Genomic DNA, 17,630 nt, shown 5'->3' on the forward strand with positions numbered 1-17,630 from the left:
GTCACACCGCCGACACCCCAGCGTCACGAAGGAGTCCCTATGGAATGGTCGGAACCCCGCCCCGGCCATCGACGTTTGTCCGGATCATTGACGAGCCGGCGCACCCTGCGCATGGCCACCATCGTGATCGCGTTGGCGGCCATGCTGGTTGCGTACATCGTCGTGGTCACGACCCGCGCCAACGCGGCCGAGACCCTGCTGTCGCAGGGCCGGCCGACGACCGCCTCGTCAACGGAGAACGCCGGTACCCCCGCCAGCAGCGCGACCGATGGCAATACGGGCACCCGCTGGTCGAGCACCTTCAGCGTCCCGCAATGGATCCAGGTCGATCTCGGCTCCTCTCAGTCGATCACCCGGGTCGCGCTGAACTGGGAGGGGGCATACGCCACCGCCTTCCAGATCCAGACCTCCGCCAACGGCACCACCTGGACGAACGTCTACTCCACCACGACCAGCACCGGCGGCCAGCAGAGCCTGCCGGTCACCGGCACCGGTCGCTACGTGCGCGTCAACGCGACCGCGAAAGCCACCCAGTGGGGCGTGTCGCTGTGGGAGTTCCAGGTCTTCGGTGGCACCCCCGACACGCCGGGCGGCTGCGGCACCACCAACGCGGCGCAGGGCAAGACGGCGACCGCGTCGTCGACGGAGAACGCCGGTACCCCGGCTTCGGCCGCGTTCGACGGCAACACCGGCACCCGCTGGTCCAGCGCGGCCGCTGACCCGCAGTGGCTCCAGGTCGACCTGGGCACCGCCGTGTCCGTCTGCGGCGTCTCGCTGAACTGGGAGGCCGCCTACGCGACCGCCTTCCAGATCCAGGTGTCCACCAACGGCACGACCTGGACGAACATCTACAGCACGACCGCCGGCACCGGTGGCGTGCAGACCCCGGCCGTCACCACGACGACCGGTCGCTACGTGCGCGTGAACGGTACCGCCCGGGCCACCCAGTGGGGCTACTCGCTCTGGGAGTTCCAGGTCTTCACCGGTTCCGGCCCGTCGGGTTCGACCTCGGTGTCGCCGAGCACGTCGCCCAGCACACCGACACTCCCGACCTCCGACACCCCTGACCTGGGCCCGAACGTGCGGATCTTTGAGCCGTCCACCCCGGCGGCCACCATCCAGGCGGCGGTGGACCAGGCGTTCAACGCGCAGCTGCGCAGCCCGACCGCGCAGTTCGGAACCCAGCGCCATGTGTTCCTCTTCAAGCCCGGCACCTACGGGCGGGTATGGGCCAACGTCGGTTTCTACACCACGGTCGCCGGTCTCGGGCTGAACCCCGACGACGTGACGATCAACGGCGCGGTCAACGTCGACTCCGGGTGGAACTTCGGCGACGAGCTCAACGCGACCCAGAACTTCTGGCGCAGCGTGGAGAACCTGTCGATCGTGCCCGAGGGCGGCACCAACCGGTGGGCCGTCTCGCAGGCCGCCCCGATGCGCCGGGTGCACATCCGCGGCAACCTGACCCTGGCGCCCTCGAACCAGGACAACGGTCAGGGCTACTCCAGCGGCGGGTACCTGGCCGACTCCGTGGTCGACGGCGTCGTGTCCTCCGGCTCCCAGCAGCAGTGGTACACCCGCGACAGCCGGATCCAGCGCTGGGACGGCGGCGTCTGGAACATGGTCTACTCCGGCGTGCAGGGCGCCCCGCCCAACGCGTTCCCGAGCCCGCCGCACACCACGCTGGCGACCACCCCGGTCACCCGCGAGAAGCCCTACCTGTATGTCGACAGTGCCGGCCTCTACCGCGTCTTCGTGCCGTCAGTGCGGCGCAACTCTGCGGGCGCCACCTGGCCGAACACCGCCGGCACCTCGATCCCGATGCGGGAGTTCTACGTCGCCAAGCCCGGTGACACCGCCGCTCGGATCAACTCCGCCCTCGCCCAGGGCCTGAACCTGTTCTTCACCCCCGGCACCTACTCCCTCGACCAGACCATCAGGGTCACCCGCCCGAACACTGTGGTGACCGGCATCGGCTTCCCGACCCTGATCCCGAACAACGGGGTCGAGGCCCTGAACGTCGCCGACGTCGACGGCGTCAAGATCAGCGGCCTGACCTTCGACGCCGGGACGACGAACAGCCCGACGTTGATGAGCATCGGGCAGGCCGGCGTCCACACCGACCACGCCGCGAACCCGATCAGCCTGCAGGACGTCTTCTTCCGCATCGGCAGCAGCGTCCAGGGCAAGGCCACCACCACCCTCGCCGTGCACAGCGACGACACGATCATCGACCACATCTGGGCCTGGCGGGCCGACCACGGCGGCGCGCCCACCGGCTGGACGGTGAACACCGGCGACACCGGCCTCATCGTGAACGGCGACGACGTCCTCGCCACCGGCCTGTTCGTCGAGCACTACCAGAAGTACGAGGTGATCTGGAACGGCAACCGCGGACGGACGATCTTCTTCCAGAACGAGAAGCCGTACGACGTGCCCAACCAGGCAGCCTGGATCGGCCCCCGGGGCAACGGCTACGCCGCCTACAAGGTCGCCGACACCGTCACGGACCACGAACTGTGGGGCGGCGGCTCGTACTGCTACTTCAGCGCCAACCCGGCCGTCAGAGTGGACCGGAGTTTCGAGGTGCCCAACCGGACCGGCGTCCGGCTCCACAGCGTCATCACCGTCTCCCTCGGCGACGTCGGCACCATCGCCAACGTCGTCAACGACACCGGCGGCGCCGTCCCCAACCCCGCCGGCAACACCACCCCACGCCAGGTGGTGTCCTACCCCTAACCCCTGCCCCGTCAACCTCAGCGCAACACCGACATGAATCCGGCGGCCACCGGTGCAACCCGCACCGGTGGCCGCCGCCGTCACGTGTCGACCACGCCCCCTCGCACGTTCATGCCGACAGGACGCCGTCGGCATCCGCGTGATCAGGCGCGTGCCGGGCTGCCGGACCGTGGCGGTAGATGCAGTTCCGGGCGTCCGCCATGCCGCAGACCAACGCGCGTCGAGCTCCCGGCACTGTGCGTAGGGTGAGATCTCGCTGGTGCCGGAGCCCGAGCGGCATCCGGCGCCCGGACTCGCGGACAGACCGCCGCGGCCGGACCGGGGTGATCGGCGACCTCGGCTCGACCGGGCGAGGCCGGTGCTACCACACGCCGGACGAGCGGCGGCCGCGGCTGCCGACGATTGTCGCCGCCGACGGCTACAGGGTCGCCCACCGTCGCGCCGCAGCTGGACCGTGCGACGCCAAACGGCACGCACACGCCGGACGAGCGGCGGCCGCGGCTGCCGACGGTTGTCCGCCGTCGACGGCTCCGGAATTCGCCCACCGTTGCGCCTGCGGCTGGACCGTGCGGCGCCAAACCCGCCAGAGCCGGCACGGTCGGCGACGCTGATGGCCGAAGGTGGCTGGGTGGTGCGCCAAGGTGGCCGCGGAGGTCCCGGGCGCCATCCGCCCGCCCGCGACTCAGTGGCCGGTCATCACACGTCCCCGGACGCCAGATCGTCGAGCGGTTGCGCGGGCGGCTCGCGGGGCGCGGTGACGACGTCGATGGCCAGGTCGACGCGGCCCTGCCGGATCAGCAGCTCCGCCAGGGCGCAGCGGCCGCTGTGGCTGTCGTCGGCGCGGTGCGGCCAGAGCGCCTCGACGGCCTCGTCGAGGCGGCCGGCGTCGGCGAGCAGGCCGGCAAGGAGCTCCGCGCCATACACGGTGTCGCCCTCGGGGTGGGCGCGGACCTCGGCGATCGCCTCGTCGGTCCGGCCGCACGCGACGAGCAGCGGGGCGCGGTGAGGCAGCAGCTCGAACCACATCTCGCCGTGGTGTGCGGCGATCTCGTCGAAGACCGCCACCGCCTCGCCGGGGCGGCCCAGCCGCAGCAGCAGGTCGCCGAGCTCGGCGGCGAGCCACTCCTGATGGTCCAGCGACGGCTCCCCGATCATGGTGCGCAGCACGGCGATCGACTCGTCGGCGCGGCCGTGCCGCTCCAGCAGGGCCGCCAGCGCCGGCCTGGCGTGGCCCACGTGATCGTCGGCGAACGGCCGCAGCACGGCGACGGCCTCGTCGATGCGGCCCTGCCGCTCCCGCAGCGCCGCGAGGCGCTCCGCCGCTTGCCAGCCGCCGGCGCCGGCGGTGAGGTCGTGCAGCTGCGCGTCCCGGCCGTGCCGGCCCAGGACGTCGGTGAGCTGCTGGACGGTGCCAGGGGCCCCGTCACGCAGCACCGCGATGGCCTCGTCGACCCGGCCCCGCCGCTCCAGGACCGTGGCGAGGGCAGACACCGTGAACCACCGGTCCACGGCGCGGCGGTCCTCGGTGTCGAGCAGTGTCCGCAGGATCGCGATGACCTCGTCGTCGCGGCCTCGGCCGTCGGTGAGGCGCACGAGCGCCTTCGCGAGCAACCAGTCCCCGGTGTGCGGGCGCAGCAGTGTCACCGCCTCATCGACGAGGCCCTGCCCGGCCAGCAGCGTGGCCAGCCGGTCCAGCGCCAGCCGGTCGCCCGCGTCGGCGAGCGGACGGAGCACCGCGACCGCCTCGCCGGTCCGCCCGCACTCGGTGAGCAGGTCCGTGAGGGCCTGCACCGCCCGCCACCAACCGGTCGCGGCGAACGGTGTGAGCAGGGCGACGGCGGCATCCGCGTCACCGTCCGCTGCCCGCAGCCGCGCCAGGGCGTGGGTGCAGTGCCAGTCACCGCGCGACGCGTGGCGGCGCACCGCGTCCAGGTGCCCGCACGCCACCAGCAGGGTGACCACCTGCGGCGGGAGCCAGCCGTCCAGGCGGGAGAACCGCCGGTCGAGCTCCGCCACCGTCCCCGTGTCAGCCATGGCCCCATGATGCCCGAAGGGTACGACAGAAATTTTCACGGCCGGACAGCGTCGCGGTGGGCGTACCGGGGCGGCGGCATTGACAACAGTGAACTGGATCGATACGGTCCGCCACCTAGGAAAGCGCTTTCCTAAGCGCAACCGGAGGAGGTTGAACGTGGCGCTCGTGAGTGGAACACCACCCGCCGGCCGCGTCCGTCGATGGCGGACGGCGCTGCTCGGCGCGGTCGTGCTGACGGTCGTGGCGGCGGTGTCGACGGTCGCGGTGCGGTCGGCGGACGCGGCGACGATCGTGCAGGGGACCTGGTACAACCTGGTCAACGTCAACAGCGGCAAGGTGATGGAGGTGACCGGCGCATCCACCGCGGACGCCGCCACCATCACGCAGTACAGCAGCAACGGCTGCCAGTGCCAGCAGTTCCGGTTCGAGTCCGCGGGCTCCGGCTGGTGGCGGATCGTCGCCAGGCACAGCGGCAAGGCCGTCGACCTGTGGGAGTGGAACACCGCCGACGGCGCCGAATACCGCCAGTGGCCGATCGGCAGCGGCTACAACCAGCAGTTCTCGGTGCAGAACATCGGCGACAACATCCAGCTCATCAACCGGCACAGCGGCAAGGCCCTCGAGGTCTGGGAGTGGTCGACCGCCAACGGGGCCAGGATCTCGCAGTTCACCGACCTCAACGGGGCGAACCAGCAATGGCGCCTGGTCGTGGCCGGCACCACCACCCCGACCACCGGCGGCGGCAACCCGAGCACGACCTGGCCGAGCAAGTCCGGCGACGCCGGCGTCAGCGGCACGGTCAAGGTGAGCGGCACCCTCGACGGCGGGATGAAGCGGTACTGCTGCATCGGCGACGGCGGGCAGAGCGAGAGCCAGGACCCGATGTTCGAGCTGGCCAACGGCGCGACCATCAAGAACGTCATCATCGGCGCGCCCGCCGGTGACGGCATCCACTGCCTCGGCACCTGCACGATCCAGAACGTGTGGTGGGAGGACGTGGGCGAGGACGCCGCGACGTTCCTCGGCACCGGCGGCGGCACCAGCTACGTCATCGGTGGCGGCGCGAAATCGGCCAGCGACAAGGTGTTCCAGCACAACGGCAACGGCACGGTGAACATCTCCGGCTTCTACCTGGAAAACGCCGGGAAGCTGTACCGCGCCTGCGGCAACTGCACGAACTCCTACCAGCGGCACGTGGTCGTGGACAACATCATCGTGAAGTCCACCAAGGTGATCGCCGGCATCAACACGAACTGGGGCGACACCGCCAGGTTCACCCGGATCGTCGTGTACGGCTCGGCGACCATCTGCGACAAGTACAAGGGCGCACCGAAGGGCAGCGAGCCGACCCACATCGGCTCCGGCGCCGACGGCGTCAACTGCTTCTACAGCGCCTCGGACATCACCTATCGCTGATCGCTCACAGGTGCAGCGGCGCGCTCAAGTCGCACCACGACCCACTTCGACGTGGGCGTGCCGCTCACCGCGGCCTGCGAGTCCAGCGGGACGAGGGGGTTGGTCTCCGGGTAGTAGGCCGCGACGCAGCCCTTGGGCGTGTTGTAGGCGACGAGCCGGAAGCGCGGCGCCCGCCGGACCCGGCCGTCGGTCCACTCCGACACCAGGTCGACGTGATCGCCGTCGGCGAACCCGAGCTCGGTGAGGTCCTCGGCGCTGATGAACACCACCCGCCGCCCGGAGCGGATGCCGCGGTAACGATCGTCGAGGCCGTAGATGGTGGTGTTGAACTGGTCGTGGCTGCGGATCGTCTGCAGCACGAGGCGGCCCGGGGGCACGCTCAGCACCTCCAGGGGGCTCACCGTGAAGACCGCCTTGCCCTCCGGCGTCGGGAACGTGCGGGAGTCCCGCGGCCCGTGCGGCATCGTGAAGCCGCCGTGTGCACGGATCCGCTCGGCGTAGCCGGCGCACCCGGGCACGACCCGGCCGATCCGGTCGCGGATACGGTCATAGTCCACCGGGAAGTCCTGCCACGGGATGCCGTGCCGGTCGCCGAGCGTGGCGGCGGCGATGCCGCACACGATGTCCACCTCGGAGCGCAGCAGCGGACCGGCCGGGGCCGAACGACCGCGCGAGGCGTGCACCTCCGACATCGAGTCCTCGACGGTGACCCGCTGGGCCCGGCCGCCGGTCAGGTCCTGCTCGGTGCGGCCGAGGGTGGGCAGGATCAGTGCCGTGCGGCCGGCGGCGACGTGGCTGCGGTTGAGCTTCGTGGAGACCTGCACGGTCAGCTCGGCGCCGCGCATCGCCTCCGTGGTGACGTCGGTGTCGGACATCGCGGCCACGAAGTTCCCGCCGAGCGCGACGAACACCTTCGCCCGCCGGTCCCGGAACGCCCGCACGGCGTCGGCGGCGTCGAACCCGTGCTCGCGCGGCGGCGCGAACCCGAACTCGGCGCCGAGCGCGTCGAGGAAGAACGCCGGCGGCTTCTCCCAGATGCCCATGGTCCGGTCGCCCTGCACGTTGGAGTGCCCGCGGACCGGGCACAGCCCGGCACCCGGCTTGCCGATCATGCCCTGCGCGAGGGCGACGTTGACGAACTCCTTGATCGTGGCGACCGCGTTGTGGTGCTGGGTGATGCCCATCGCCCAGCAGTGCACGATCCGCTTCGAGGACGCCAGCATCGCCGCCGCGGTCTCGATCTGCGACCAGGCCAGACCGGTCGCGGCGAGCACCGCGTCGCGGTCGACGGCGCGCACGTGGCGCTGCCATTCCTCGAATCCGGTGGTGTACCCCTGAATGAACGCGTGGTCGAGCACCGTGCCCGGCGCGGCGTCGTCGGCGAGCAGCAGCAGGTGGCCAAGCGCCTGCCACAGCGCGAGGTCGCCGTTGGAGCGGATCTGCAGCAGCTCGTCGGCGAGCCCAGTGCCACGGCCGGCGAGCCCGCGCGCCTTCTGCGGGTTGTCGAACCGCATCAGCCCCGCCTCCCGCAGCGGGTTGATCGCCAGGATCCTGGCGCCGTTGCGCTTGGCGGTCTCCAGCGCGGTGAGCATCCGCGGGTGATTGGTCCCGGGGTTCTGCCCCGACACGACGATCAGGTCCGCCTCGTGCAGGTCCTGCAGCGACACCGAGCCCTTGCCGACGCCGATGGTGCGGGCCAGCCCCGCCGACGTCGACTCGTGGCACATGTTGGAGCAGTCGGGCAGGTTGTTGGTGCCATACGCCCGCGCCAGCAGCTGGTAGAGGAACGCCGCCTCGTTGCTGGCCCGCCCCGAGGTGTAGAAGACCGCCTCGTCAGGGCTGCCGAGGCCGTTGAGGTGCGCGCCGATGAGCGAGAACGCGTCGTCCCAGGAGATCGGCTCGTAGTGCTCGGCGCCGTCGCGGCGCACCATCGGGTGGGTGAGCCGCCCCTGTTTCTCCAGCCAGTGGTCGGTGCGCCCGGCCAGGTCCGTCAGCGAGTGGGCGGCGAAGAACTCCGGCTCGACGGTCTCCCGGGTGCCCTCCCACGACACGGCCTTCGCGCCGTTCTCGCAGAACTCGGCGGTGTGCCGGTGCCCCTTCGGGTCGGGCCACGCGCAGCTCATGCAGTCGATGCCGTCGACCTGGTTGAGCGCCCGCAGATTCCGGGTGGCCTTGACGACCCCCATCTGCCGCACCGCGTTGCTCACGCTGAGCCGCACCGCCTCCAACCCGGCGGCGTGGTCGGCGGGCGGCCCGACCCGCAGCCGGGCCTCGTCGTCATCAACAGGCGGGACGGGCGTTGACGCTGACATCGGTGCTCCAGCAACTAGGCGGTCTCTGCAACGACTGTAGTCCCGGGTCCGGTCGGCCGCCGCAACGTCGTCAGCCAGGCCCGGCCGCGAAGATCTTCGCGAAGATGGCGTCGATGACGTCGTTCTTGGCCAGGCTGTAGTCCCCCGGCCGATCCACGGTGTCCCGGGCGAGCCGGCGCTTGGCCTGCGCGTACAGCTCCAGGTCCTCGGGGTGCGTGCGCAGCCGGTCGCGGAACAGCCGGTGCCGGACCGGCTCCGGGGCACCGGGCGGCCAGACGTGCAGGTGGACGTCCTCCTCGGCGCTGACGAGCATCCGGTGCCCGTGCCACCAGGGCTCCCGCAGCACCAGGCGGTACCCCAGACGCAGCAGGGCGGGCACGTAGCTGGTCTCGTCCGCCGAGTCGGCAACGGTCAGGTCGATGTCGATGACGGGCTTCGCCGCCAGCCCCGGCACGGCCGTCGACCCGACGTGCTCGATGTCCACGACGTCGACCGCCTCGACCAGCGCCGAGCGGGCGGCGTCGAACCGGCCCGCCCACGCCGGGTCGTACTCCTCCACGACGATCGACTGCCACCGCTGCGGCACCTCGCCGACCAGCCCGGCCTCCAGCTGCTCAGGGCTGCCGTGGAACCGCTCCGTGATCTCTGGTGGATACCCGCTCAACGCAACCTCCCGGATCCGTCAAAGTCGGCCAGACTACGACAACCCTCCCACACGCCGCGACAACCGGGGGTTGACGTGACAACCGGGGGTTGTCACACTTGCCGGCATGAACGAAACCCCCGACACCGCGGCCCTGTTCCGCCGCCTCCACGAGGTGCGGGCCGAGGCCCTGCACCACGCCAGGCTGGCACAACAGCTGTCGGCCGAGCGCCGCGGCATCCTCCAGGAACTGATCCGAAACGGTCACTCCCAGGCCGACCTCGCCCGCGAGATGGGCGTCACCCGCCAGGCCGTGCAGAAAATGCTGGCCGCCTAGCTCGACTGGAGTTGTGCATGGGGACCTGGGGCGCGCATCCGTTCGCCAGTGACGGTGCTCAAGACCTGATCGACTTCCTGGCGAAGCGGAGTGACGCGGAGCGGCGGGCGGCGCTCCACGAGATCTTCGAAGCCGCCCCGCACGCCGGGCAGGAGCACGTCGACGTCTTCCCCGAGGACGTCGTGGCGGCGGCCCTGCTCATCGCGCTGAGCGTGCCGGGCAGCTCGCAGCGATTGCGCGAGCATGACGCGCAAGAGGCCAGAAACAGCCTTGTCGCCGACCTGGACACCGCCCTGGCGGCCGAGGCGCTGGGCGCGCTGGAGACGGTACGGGTGCCTGGCAACGACTGGTACGACACCTGGATCGAGGACGACGAGGACGGCGAAGCCGCTCAGGTGGCCCAGGCCATCGTCGACATCCTCGACGACTTCACCGGTGCCGGCTCCTCTGAGCCGACGACGAGGGAACCTCGCGGCATGTCGCGGTAGAGGCGATCGCCGTGGGGCGGGCGGAAGACCAGAACACCGCGTAGTTCTCCGCAACGGCGCGGTGGCCGGTCGGGCAGGTGCCCGGCCGGCCACCGGCAGGGGTGTCGTCAGCTTGCGGTGCAGGTCAGCGGCGCGGGGACGCTGTTGGTGCTGTTCCAGGAGCCGAGGAAGCCGAACGACGTGGTCGCGCCCGCCCCGACGGTGCCGTTGTAGTTGACGTTCTTGGCGGTGACCGCGGCGCCCGAGCTGGTCACCGTTGCGCTCCAGGCGTTGGCGACCGTCTGGCCGTTGGTGTACGTCCAGCCCACCGTCCAGCTCGAGATCGCTGCGCTGCCCGCAGTCACGCGAACCTCGGCCTGGAAGCCGCCCGGCCACTGGCCGACGATCGCGTACGTGGCGGTGCAGGCCTTCGTGCCGCCCGGCGAGGACGACGGGCTGCGCGACGCCGACGGCGACACCGAAGCACTGCGCGACGGCGAGACCGACACGGACGGCGACACCGACGGGCTGCGCGAGGCCGACGGCGACGTGCTCTGACCGCTGTAGATGGACGCTTCGCGGGACGTGGCCTTCAAACCGTTGGCGCCGTTGATGATGCGGTCGCCGAAGGTGGTCAGCTGCGCGGGGTTGAAGTTGACCGTCATGTCCAGGATCGGGTCGCTGTTGCCGCTCCACGACCACGCTATCCAGCCCAGCCCGCGGGCCTGGGCCTCGGAGAGGATCGTCTCGTGGTCGACCTCGCCGGAGTTGAACTTCCAGCCGAACTCGCCGACGACAAGGGGCCAGCCCTTGGACTGGAACGCATCGAAGTAGGCGGTGATGGTGGAGGCGTTGGCGTACACGGCGTACATGTGGATCGACAGCACCGTGTTGTGCTTGGTGTCGGCGTCCAGGACGGTCTGGCCGGTGTCGCGCATGACGTTCTGCCAGTCCTGGCCCCAGTTCGGGGCGTCGACCATGATGAGGTGCTCGAAGCCGTTCGTGCGCAGCTTCGCGATCGCGGCGGCGGTCGCCGCGGTCCACTGGGCCGGGTTGGTGTTGCCGATCGGCTCGTTGCCGATGTTGATGACGACGTAGTTCTCCTGGCCGACGAGGTTGGCCTTCTGGCTGATCCAGTAGTTGGCCGCCTCGTCGAGGGACGCGGCCGCGCCCTCCTCGCCGTAGCCGGTGGTGTCGTGCACCTCCAGCACGCAGATGAGCTTGTTCTGCTTGCACAGGGTGATGACGGCGGGCACGTCGTTGGACGGGCCCCAGCGCTTGCCGGTGCCCAGGACGACGCGGATCGTGTTCGCGCCGGCCGCCTTGATGGCGGCGAACGAGGACGTCTGGCCGGTGTACCACACGTGCGGGTGGTTGACGCCCCGCATGATCAGGTTCTGGCCGTTCGCCTCCACGATGTTGCGGCCGCTGATGTGCAGACCGACGGCGGCGGACGCGGGCTGCATGAACAACACCACGGACGCGGTGACGGCAAGCATCACGGCGCCGAGCACACTGAGTTTTCTCCTCATGGCCTACCTCGAGACGTCGGAAGAGCAGGGCCCGTGACCCGGGACCGGCGGGGCGGACACTAGGTTCGGCCGCTGAACACTGTCAATGCGCGTGGACCATCCGCAGGGCGCCGTCATAACGTTTTTCCGCTGGTACAGACGCTGACCGTCCCCAAAAGCCGCAGCGGGCGGGAGCGTGAACGTTTCACACGTTGTCCCGGGACAGTGCGTTGCGGCGGCCGGGTAGATTGATCGTCAGGATGAGCGCGCGTGAGATCTACCGGGTGACGATGCTGGGCATCATCGTCACGTGCGTGATCGTGTCCTACGTCGTGCTCGCCCGCCGGGCCGACGGGCACCCGCAGCAGGCAGGCCCGCGGCCCGCGTTCCAGCTGCCGTTCCCGTGCGGCGAGTCGTGGAGCCTGACGACGTACGCCGGACACGACGACTACGACATCGACTTCTTCTTCAACGGCGGCCCGAGCGGCGGCCGGTCCGTGCTCGCCTCCGCCGCCGGCACCGTGGCGTGGGCCGGCTGGCAGGCGACCCTGGAGGGTGGCGCCCCCGCCGCGCCCGGCACCGTCGGCACCCGCGGCGGCCTGGGCTTCGGCGTGATCATCGACCACGGCGGCGGCTGGTTCACCTCATACGGGCACCTGCAGACCTGGCCCGAGGTGAAGCAGGACCAGAAGGTGCCGCAGGGCAGGCTCCTCGGGCACGTCGGCAGGACCGGCTCGACGAAGATCGAACACCTGCACTACGAGCAGCACGACGACACCCGGGACAGCAAGCACACCCGCGGCACCGAGGACAAGGTCGAGTCCGTCTTCGACGGCGTCCCGTCCGGCATCACCAGCGACGGCAGCGCCGGCACCGGCCCGATCCGCACCGCCGGCCCGGTGTCGCCGTCGGTGAACCGGACCAGCCGCAACTGCCCCTGACCAGGCATGCCGCCGCCGGTCAGGACAGCGGCACGTACCACTGGGCGCCGGTGACCAGGATCCGGGTGGACTGCTTGCGGTTCCACGTGACCTGCATGCCGTGCTCGCGCAGCACGGGAAAGACGAGGTCGTCCAGCATGCGCTCCAGGTCGGCCTGGTAGGCGGCCCGCCGCTCGTGCTCCCGCAGCGCCTCATAGGCGGCCTCGTCGAAGTCCTCGGGCGGGTACGCACCGTAGCCGAGGCAGACCGAGCCGTCGGCGCTCGCGATCAGTGACTCGGTGTCCTGCTGGTGATACCAGAGGTAACCGTGCCAGTGCCGGGACTCGTCGCGCTCGTCATGGATCTCGGCGGCGGCGCAGGTGCCGCAGCAGGCGAAGTTCTCCCTGGCCAGCACCCCGATCTGGTTGAGCTCGGCGAAGGCGAGCGTCAGGTTGCTCTGCACGGCGCCCCACTCGCGCTGCTGGGCCCGGCGGGCGTCCAGCGCCCGCTCGTACGCCGCGGCGAGCTCGTCACCGGTGGCGCCGTGGCGCTCCTCGACCTGGTCGAGGTAGTCCACGAACGCGGCGGCGTCGCCCTGCCCCCGCAGGATCCAGGACCACATCTCGTCCTCGATCTCGGTGCGGCCCGGCTCGGCGACCCGATCGGGCAGGAACCTGACGCCGGCGGGACGGTCGTTGAAGGCCCAGTCACTCACGCAGGCGATCATGGCATGCCGGCGCCACGCCCCGGCGGAAAGCGCGCTGATGGCGTGAATGTGACGGCGGAAACACGCTCGAAACAGGGGTGTCGAAAGCGTGTAACGCGGGGCCGCGACGCTGCATGCCACGCGATCAACGGCGATCACGGACCACACGCGGAAGGGGAGGGTCCGGGATGCCGGAGGGGTTCAGCGCGGGCGACACCGCCTGGCTGCTGGTGAGCGCGGCGCTGGTGCTGCTGATGGTGCCGGGTCTGGCACTGTTCTACGGCGGCATGGTCCGGATCAAGAGCGCGCTCAACATGCTCATGATGTCCTTCGCGTGCCTCGCGGTGGTCACCGTGGTCTGGGTGATCGCCGGGTACTCCCTGGCGTTCGGCAAGGACACCGCCGGCGGCCTGATCGGCTCGCTGGAGCACGCCGGGATGGCCGGTATCGGCGCCACCGACCTCACCGGGTCCGTGCCGACGATGGCGTTCGCGGCGTTCCAGCTGATGTTCGCCATCATCACCGCGGCGCTGCTGAGCGGGGCGATCGCCGACCGCGCCAAGTTCGGCGCGTGGGTGGGCTTCGTGGCCGTGTGGGTCCTCGTCGTGTACGTCCCGATCGCGCACTGGGTCTTCGGCGGCGGATGGATCGCCACCCACCTGCGCATCCTGGACCTCGCCGGGGGCACCGTCGTCGAGGTGAACTCCGGTGCGTCCGCCCTCGCCCTCGCCCTGGTGCTCGGGCCGCGGCTGGGGTTCCGCACCGACGCGATGCGCCCGCACAGCCTGCCGCTGGTGATCCTCGGTGCCGGGCTGCTGTGGTTCGGCTGGTTCGGCTTCAACGCCGGCTCGGCGCTGACCACCGGCGGGGTCGCCTCGACCGCGTTCTTCAACACGCAGGTCGCCGGGGCGGCCGCGGTCGGCGGCTGGCTGATCGTCGAACGCTGGCGCGACGGCCACTCGACCACCCTCGGCGCCGCCTCCGGAGCGGTCGCCGGCCTGGTCGGGATCACCCCGTCGTGCGGCTCCGTCAACCCGCTCGGCGCCCTCATCATCGGCGCCGTCGCCGGCGTGGCCTGCTGCTATGCCGTCGGCCTCAAGTACAAGCTGGGGTACGACGACTCGCTCGACGTCGTCGGCGTGCACGGCGTCGGCGGGCTGATCGGCATGCTGCTCATCGGTGTCCTCGCCACCGCGGCGGTCACCGGGCACGAGCGCGGCATCGCGTTCGGTGGCGGGCTGAGCCTGCTGGGCCGGCAGGCGCTCGCGGTGCTCGTGGTCGCGGCCTACGCGTTCGCCGTCACCTGGCTGGTGGCGAAGACCATCGACCGGACCGTGGGCTTCCGGGCCTCCCCGGAGGACGAGCACAGCGGTCTTGACCTGGCCATCCACGCCGAGAGCGCCTACGAGCAGCACGCCGCCTCCGGCAGGATCAGCCACTTGGCGTAAGAAAAGTTGTTATGGCCCGCACGGTCGTCGCATCTACCTGGGTGCCCGCCGGACCGCCCCGGCGGTTCGTAGCTCAGCGCGACCGGAAGGGACCAGTTCCATGTCCAGATCGGGTTCGTCCAGGCGACATCTCCTCTTCGCCGGGCTCGCCGCCGCCGTGCTCGCCGGCGTCGTCGGGTACACCGTCCTGCCATCCCAGGCGGCGACGCTGCCGGCGACCGGTGGCACGTATCAGCTCGCGGTCACCAAGAGCGGCAAGTGCATCGACGTGCCGGGCGCCTCCGCCGCGAACGGCGCGCTGCTGCAGCAGTGGGGCTGCACCAGTGGCGCCGCCTGGCAGCAGTTCAGGCTCACCGCCGCCGGCAGCAACTACCAGCTGGTCAACGTCAGCAGCGGCAAGTGCATCGACGTGCCCGGCTGGTCCACGACGAGTGGCGTGCAGCTGCAGCAGTACACATGCGTGGCCAGCCAGGCCAACCAGCAGTGGCGGCTGGTCGCGTCCGGCACCAACACCTTCCAGATCATCAACGTCAACAGCGGGCTGTGCATCAGCGACAAGGACGCCTCCACCGCGTCCGGCAACCCCATCATCCAGGAGACGTGCACCGCCAACACCAACAAGCAGTGGGCGTTCAACACCGATGGCGGGAGCGGCACCGCCACCGTCGCCAAGGACGGCACCGGGCAGTACAGCACCGTGCAGGCGGCGATCGACGCGGTCCCGGCGAACAACACGACCCGCCGGGTCATCACCATCAAGGCCGGCACGTACCGGGAGATCGTGACGATCCCGTCGAACAAGCCGTTCGTCACCCTGCAGGGGCTCGGCTCCTCGGCGGCGGCCACGGTCATCGTCAACAACCACAGTTCGGCGGGCGGCTACGGTACGTCCGGCAGCGCGACCGTGTTCGTCAACGGCCACGACTTCGTCGCGAAGAACCTGACGATGTCCAACGACTACGGCGAGGGCAGCCAGGCGGTGGCGGCGAACGTCAACGCCGACCGGTCGGTCTTCGACAACGTGCGGTTCCTCGGCAACCAGGACACGCTGCTGGTCAACAACTACCGCCAGTACTACGTGAACTCCTACGTGGAGGGCACCGTCGACTTCATCTTCGGCGGCGCGACCGCGGTGTTCAACGCGAGCACCATCTACGAGCGGCGCAGCAGCGGCGGGCCGATCACGGCGGCGAACACCGACGCGGCCAAGACCTACGGCATCCTCGTCTACAAGTGCACCATCACCGGCGCCTCGAACAACGTCACGCAGCTCGGCCGGCCGTGGGGTGCCGCCGCGCAGGTGCTGTACCGCGAGTCGAACCTCAGCGCGACGATGAAGACGGCGCAGCCGTGGACGGACATGTCGTCCAACTCGTGGAAGAACGCGCGGTTCTTCGAGTACCGCAACACCGGCGCGGGCGCCGGCACGAACAGCAACCGGCCGCAGATGAGCGACGCCACCGCGGCCAACTACACCCCGCAGAAGTATCTGGCCGGCACCGACGGCTGGAACCCGGTCGGCTGATGATGAAGAAGGGCACAAGCATGCGGATTCTCCACGGCCGGCGGCGGTACCTGTTCGCCGGGCTCACCATCTCCGTCCTCGCCGGCGTCATCGGCTACACCGTCCTTCCGTCGCAGGCGGCGACGCTGCCGGCGACCGGTGGCACGTATCAGCTCGCGGTCACCAAGAGCGGCAAGTGCATCGACGTACCCGGTGCGTCCAGCGCGAACGGTGCGCTGCTGCAGCAGTGGGGCTGCACCAGTGGCGCCGCCTGGCAGCAGTTCAAGCTGACCGCAGCGGGCAGCAACTACCAGCTGGTCAACGTCAGCAGCGGCAAGTGCATCGACGTGCCCGGCTGGTCCACGACGAGTGGCGTGCAGCTGCAGCAGTACACGTGCGTCGCCAGCCAGGCCAACCAGCAGTGGCGGCTGGTCGCGTCCGGCACCAACACCTTCCAGATCATCAACGTCAACAGCGGGCTGTGCATCAGCGACAAGGACGCCTCCACCGCGTCCGGCAACCCCATCATCCAGGAGACGTGCACCGCCAACACCAACAAGCAGTGGGCGTTCAACCCGGTGGGCGGCACGAGCGGCCGGACCTGGTCGAACACGGCCGACGGGTTCGCCTCGACCGGCGGCGGCACGACCGGCGGCGCCGGCGGCACGACGGTCACCGTGACGACCCTCGCGGACCTGCAGAAATACGTGACCGCCACCCAGCCCTACGTCATCAGGGTCGCGGCCGCCATCACCGTCACCCCGAAGGGCACCGAGCTCAAGGTGCAGTCGAACAAGACCATCGTCGGCGTCGGCGCCAGCGGGCAGATCGTCGGCGGCGGGTTCTTCCTCGGCACCGGCGTGCGCAACGTCATCATCCGGAACCTGACGATCCGGGACACCCAGATGACCGACGACGACCCCGACGACAAGGTCTACGACTACGACGGCATCCAGATGGACACCGCCGATCACGTGTGGATCGACCACAACACGATCGTGCGGATGAACGACGGCCTCATCGACAGCCGCAAGGACACCAGCTACCTCACGGTCTCCTGGAACGTGATGGGCGGCAACAACAAGGCGTTCGGCATCGGCTGGACCGACAACGTCACGGCCCGCATGACCATCCACCACAACTGGATCCACGACACCAACCAGCGCAACCCCAGCACCGACAACGTCGCCTACGCCCACCTGTACAACAACTACCTGCAGAACGTGGCGTCCTACGGCAACTACGCCCGCGGCGCCACGAAGATGGTGCTGGAGAACAGCTACTTCGACACGGTCAAGGACCCGTATTACCCGGACTCGACGGCGCAGCTGAAGCAGAGCGGCAGCATCACCGTCAACTGCACCGGGCAGCAGAAGACGCTCGGCTCGGCGTTCACGCCGTCCAGCTTCTACTCCTACACCCTCGACGCGGCCGCGGACGTGCCGAGCCTGCTGCGCACGTACGCCGGACCGCAGGCCAACATCGGCCTGTGACCCCGTGACCCGGCACGCGCCGGCTGCGGAAGCGGCGCGTGCCGGGACTTTCCGAACGGGTCCCAACGGATTCCCAATGGTCACGATCATCGTGGGGCG

The 17,630-nt window shown here is 70.1% G+C and carries 13 protein-coding genes; 8 read left to right on the forward strand and 5 right to left on the reverse strand.

The genetic code is table 11. The features are described from left to right. Positions 1-111 precede the first annotated feature (111 nt). A complete protein-coding gene (locus OHA72_RS49200; protein ID WP_327002993.1) occupies positions 112-2,739 on the forward strand; it encodes a pectate lyase-like domain-containing protein in 2,628 nt (875 codons plus the stop codon). Positions 2,740-3,435: 696 nt separating this feature from the next. On the opposite strand, the gene OHA72_RS49205 is transcribed toward OHA72_RS49200, so the two are convergent. Then, positions 3,436-4,773 carry a tetratricopeptide repeat protein gene (locus OHA72_RS49205; RefSeq protein WP_327002994.1) on the reverse strand — a complete coding sequence of 446 codons (1,338 nt, stop codon included), beginning with the start codon at positions 4,771-4,773 and terminating at the stop codon, positions 3,436-3,438. A 166-nt stretch (positions 4,774-4,939) separates the two neighbouring features. Between OHA72_RS49205 and OHA72_RS49210 the strand changes: the two genes are divergently transcribed. Further along, positions 4,940-6,190, forward strand: coding sequence for a pectate lyase (locus tag OHA72_RS49210; protein ID WP_327002995.1), 1,251 nt, complete (start codon positions 4,940-4,942; stop codon positions 6,188-6,190). On the opposite strand, the gene OHA72_RS49215 is transcribed toward OHA72_RS49210, so the two are convergent. Further along, entirely contained in the window at positions 6,181-8,502 is a 2,322-nt protein-coding gene (locus OHA72_RS49215; RefSeq protein WP_327002996.1) for an FdhF/YdeP family oxidoreductase, read from the reverse strand. The genes OHA72_RS49210 and OHA72_RS49215 overlap by 10 nt on opposite strands. Before the next feature lie 70 nt (positions 8,503-8,572). After that, positions 8,573-9,166, reverse strand: a complete 594-nt coding sequence (locus tag OHA72_RS49220; protein WP_327002997.1) for a GrpB family protein — start codon at positions 9,164-9,166, stop codon at positions 8,573-8,575. A gap of 106 nt (positions 9,167-9,272) precedes the next feature. On the opposite strand from OHA72_RS49220, the gene OHA72_RS49225 reads away from it, so the two are divergent. Next, positions 9,273-9,482 carry a hypothetical protein gene (locus OHA72_RS49225; RefSeq protein WP_327002998.1) on the forward strand — a complete coding sequence of 70 codons (210 nt, stop codon included), beginning with the start codon at positions 9,273-9,275 and terminating at the stop codon, positions 9,480-9,482. Positions 9,483-9,499: 17 nt separating this feature from the next. Next, complete coding sequence (locus OHA72_RS49230; protein ID WP_327002999.1) at positions 9,500-9,970, forward strand: DUF4259 domain-containing protein; 471 nt, start codon at positions 9,500-9,502, stop codon at positions 9,968-9,970. A 107-nt stretch (positions 9,971-10,077) separates the two neighbouring features. Here the strand turns inward: OHA72_RS49230 and OHA72_RS49235 are convergent, their stop codons facing one another. Continuing rightward, the gene (locus OHA72_RS49235; RefSeq protein ID WP_327003000.1) at positions 10,078-11,481 is read right to left on the reverse strand and encodes a cellulase family glycosylhydrolase; all 1,404 of its coding nucleotides are present in this window, start codon (positions 11,479-11,481) and stop codon (positions 10,078-10,080) included. 239 nt (positions 11,482-11,720) lie between these two features. On the opposite strand from OHA72_RS49235, the gene OHA72_RS49240 reads away from it, so the two are divergent. Continuing rightward, on the forward strand, positions 11,721-12,401 hold the full coding sequence (locus tag OHA72_RS49240; RefSeq protein WP_327003001.1) for a M23 family metallopeptidase: 681 nt from the start codon (positions 11,721-11,723) through the stop codon (positions 12,399-12,401). 19 nt (positions 12,402-12,420) lie between these two features. Here OHA72_RS49240 and OHA72_RS49245 read toward each other — a convergent pair whose 3' ends face one another. Continuing rightward, entirely contained in the window at positions 12,421-13,095 is a 675-nt protein-coding gene (locus OHA72_RS49245; protein WP_327003002.1) for a DUF6891 domain-containing protein, read from the reverse strand. Between the two features lie 179 nt (positions 13,096-13,274). Between OHA72_RS49245 and OHA72_RS49250 the strand changes: the two genes are divergently transcribed. The 3 genes from OHA72_RS49250 (at position 13,275) to OHA72_RS49260 (ending at position 17,531) form a co-directional block, all read left to right on the forward strand. After that, positions 13,275-14,534: an ammonium transporter gene (locus tag OHA72_RS49250; protein WP_327003003.1), complete on the forward strand. Its 1,260-nt coding sequence runs from the start codon at positions 13,275-13,277 to the stop codon at positions 14,532-14,534. A gap of 100 nt (positions 14,535-14,634) precedes the next feature. Then, entirely contained in the window at positions 14,635-16,059 is a 1,425-nt protein-coding gene (locus OHA72_RS49255) for a pectinesterase family protein (protein WP_327003004.1), read from the forward strand. A 20-nt stretch (positions 16,060-16,079) separates the two neighbouring features. Then, positions 16,080-17,531, forward strand: coding sequence for an RICIN domain-containing protein (locus tag OHA72_RS49260; protein WP_327003005.1), 1,452 nt, complete (start codon positions 16,080-16,082; stop codon positions 17,529-17,531). The last annotated feature ends 99 nt before the right edge of the window (positions 17,532-17,630 follow it).

Origin of the sequence: Dactylosporangium sp. NBC_01737 (assembly GCF_035963215.1) — a bacterium.
Lineage (GTDB): Bacteria > Actinomycetota > Actinomycetes > Mycobacteriales > Micromonosporaceae > Dactylosporangium.

Coding starts and splice junctions, on each gene's coding strand:
- OHA72_RS49240 (WP_327003001.1), top strand. CDS start 11,721: ATGAGCGCGCGTGAGATCTACCGGGTGACGATGCTGGGCATCATCGTC.
- OHA72_RS49260 (WP_327003005.1), top strand. CDS start 16,080: ATGCGGATTCTCCACGGCCGGCGGCGGTACCTGTTCGCCGGGCTCACC.
- OHA72_RS49235 (WP_327003000.1), bottom strand. CDS start 11,481: ATGAGGAGAAAACTCAGTGTGCTCGGCGCCGTGATGCTTGCCGTCACC.
- OHA72_RS49230 (WP_327002999.1), top strand. CDS start 9,500: ATGGGGACCTGGGGCGCGCATCCGTTCGCCAGTGACGGTGCTCAAGAC.
- OHA72_RS49250 (WP_327003003.1), top strand. CDS start 13,275: ATGCCGGAGGGGTTCAGCGCGGGCGACACCGCCTGGCTGCTGGTGAGC.
- OHA72_RS49255 (WP_327003004.1), top strand. CDS start 14,635: ATGTCCAGATCGGGTTCGTCCAGGCGACATCTCCTCTTCGCCGGGCTC.
- OHA72_RS49225 (WP_327002998.1), top strand. CDS start 9,273: ATGAACGAAACCCCCGACACCGCGGCCCTGTTCCGCCGCCTCCACGAG.
- OHA72_RS49205 (WP_327002994.1), bottom strand. CDS start 4,773: ATGGCTGACACGGGGACGGTGGCGGAGCTCGACCGGCGGTTCTCCCGC.
- OHA72_RS49215 (WP_327002996.1), bottom strand. CDS start 8,502: ATGTCAGCGTCAACGCCCGTCCCGCCTGTTGATGACGACGAGGCCCGG.
- OHA72_RS49200 (WP_327002993.1), top strand. CDS start 112: ATGGCCACCATCGTGATCGCGTTGGCGGCCATGCTGGTTGCGTACATC.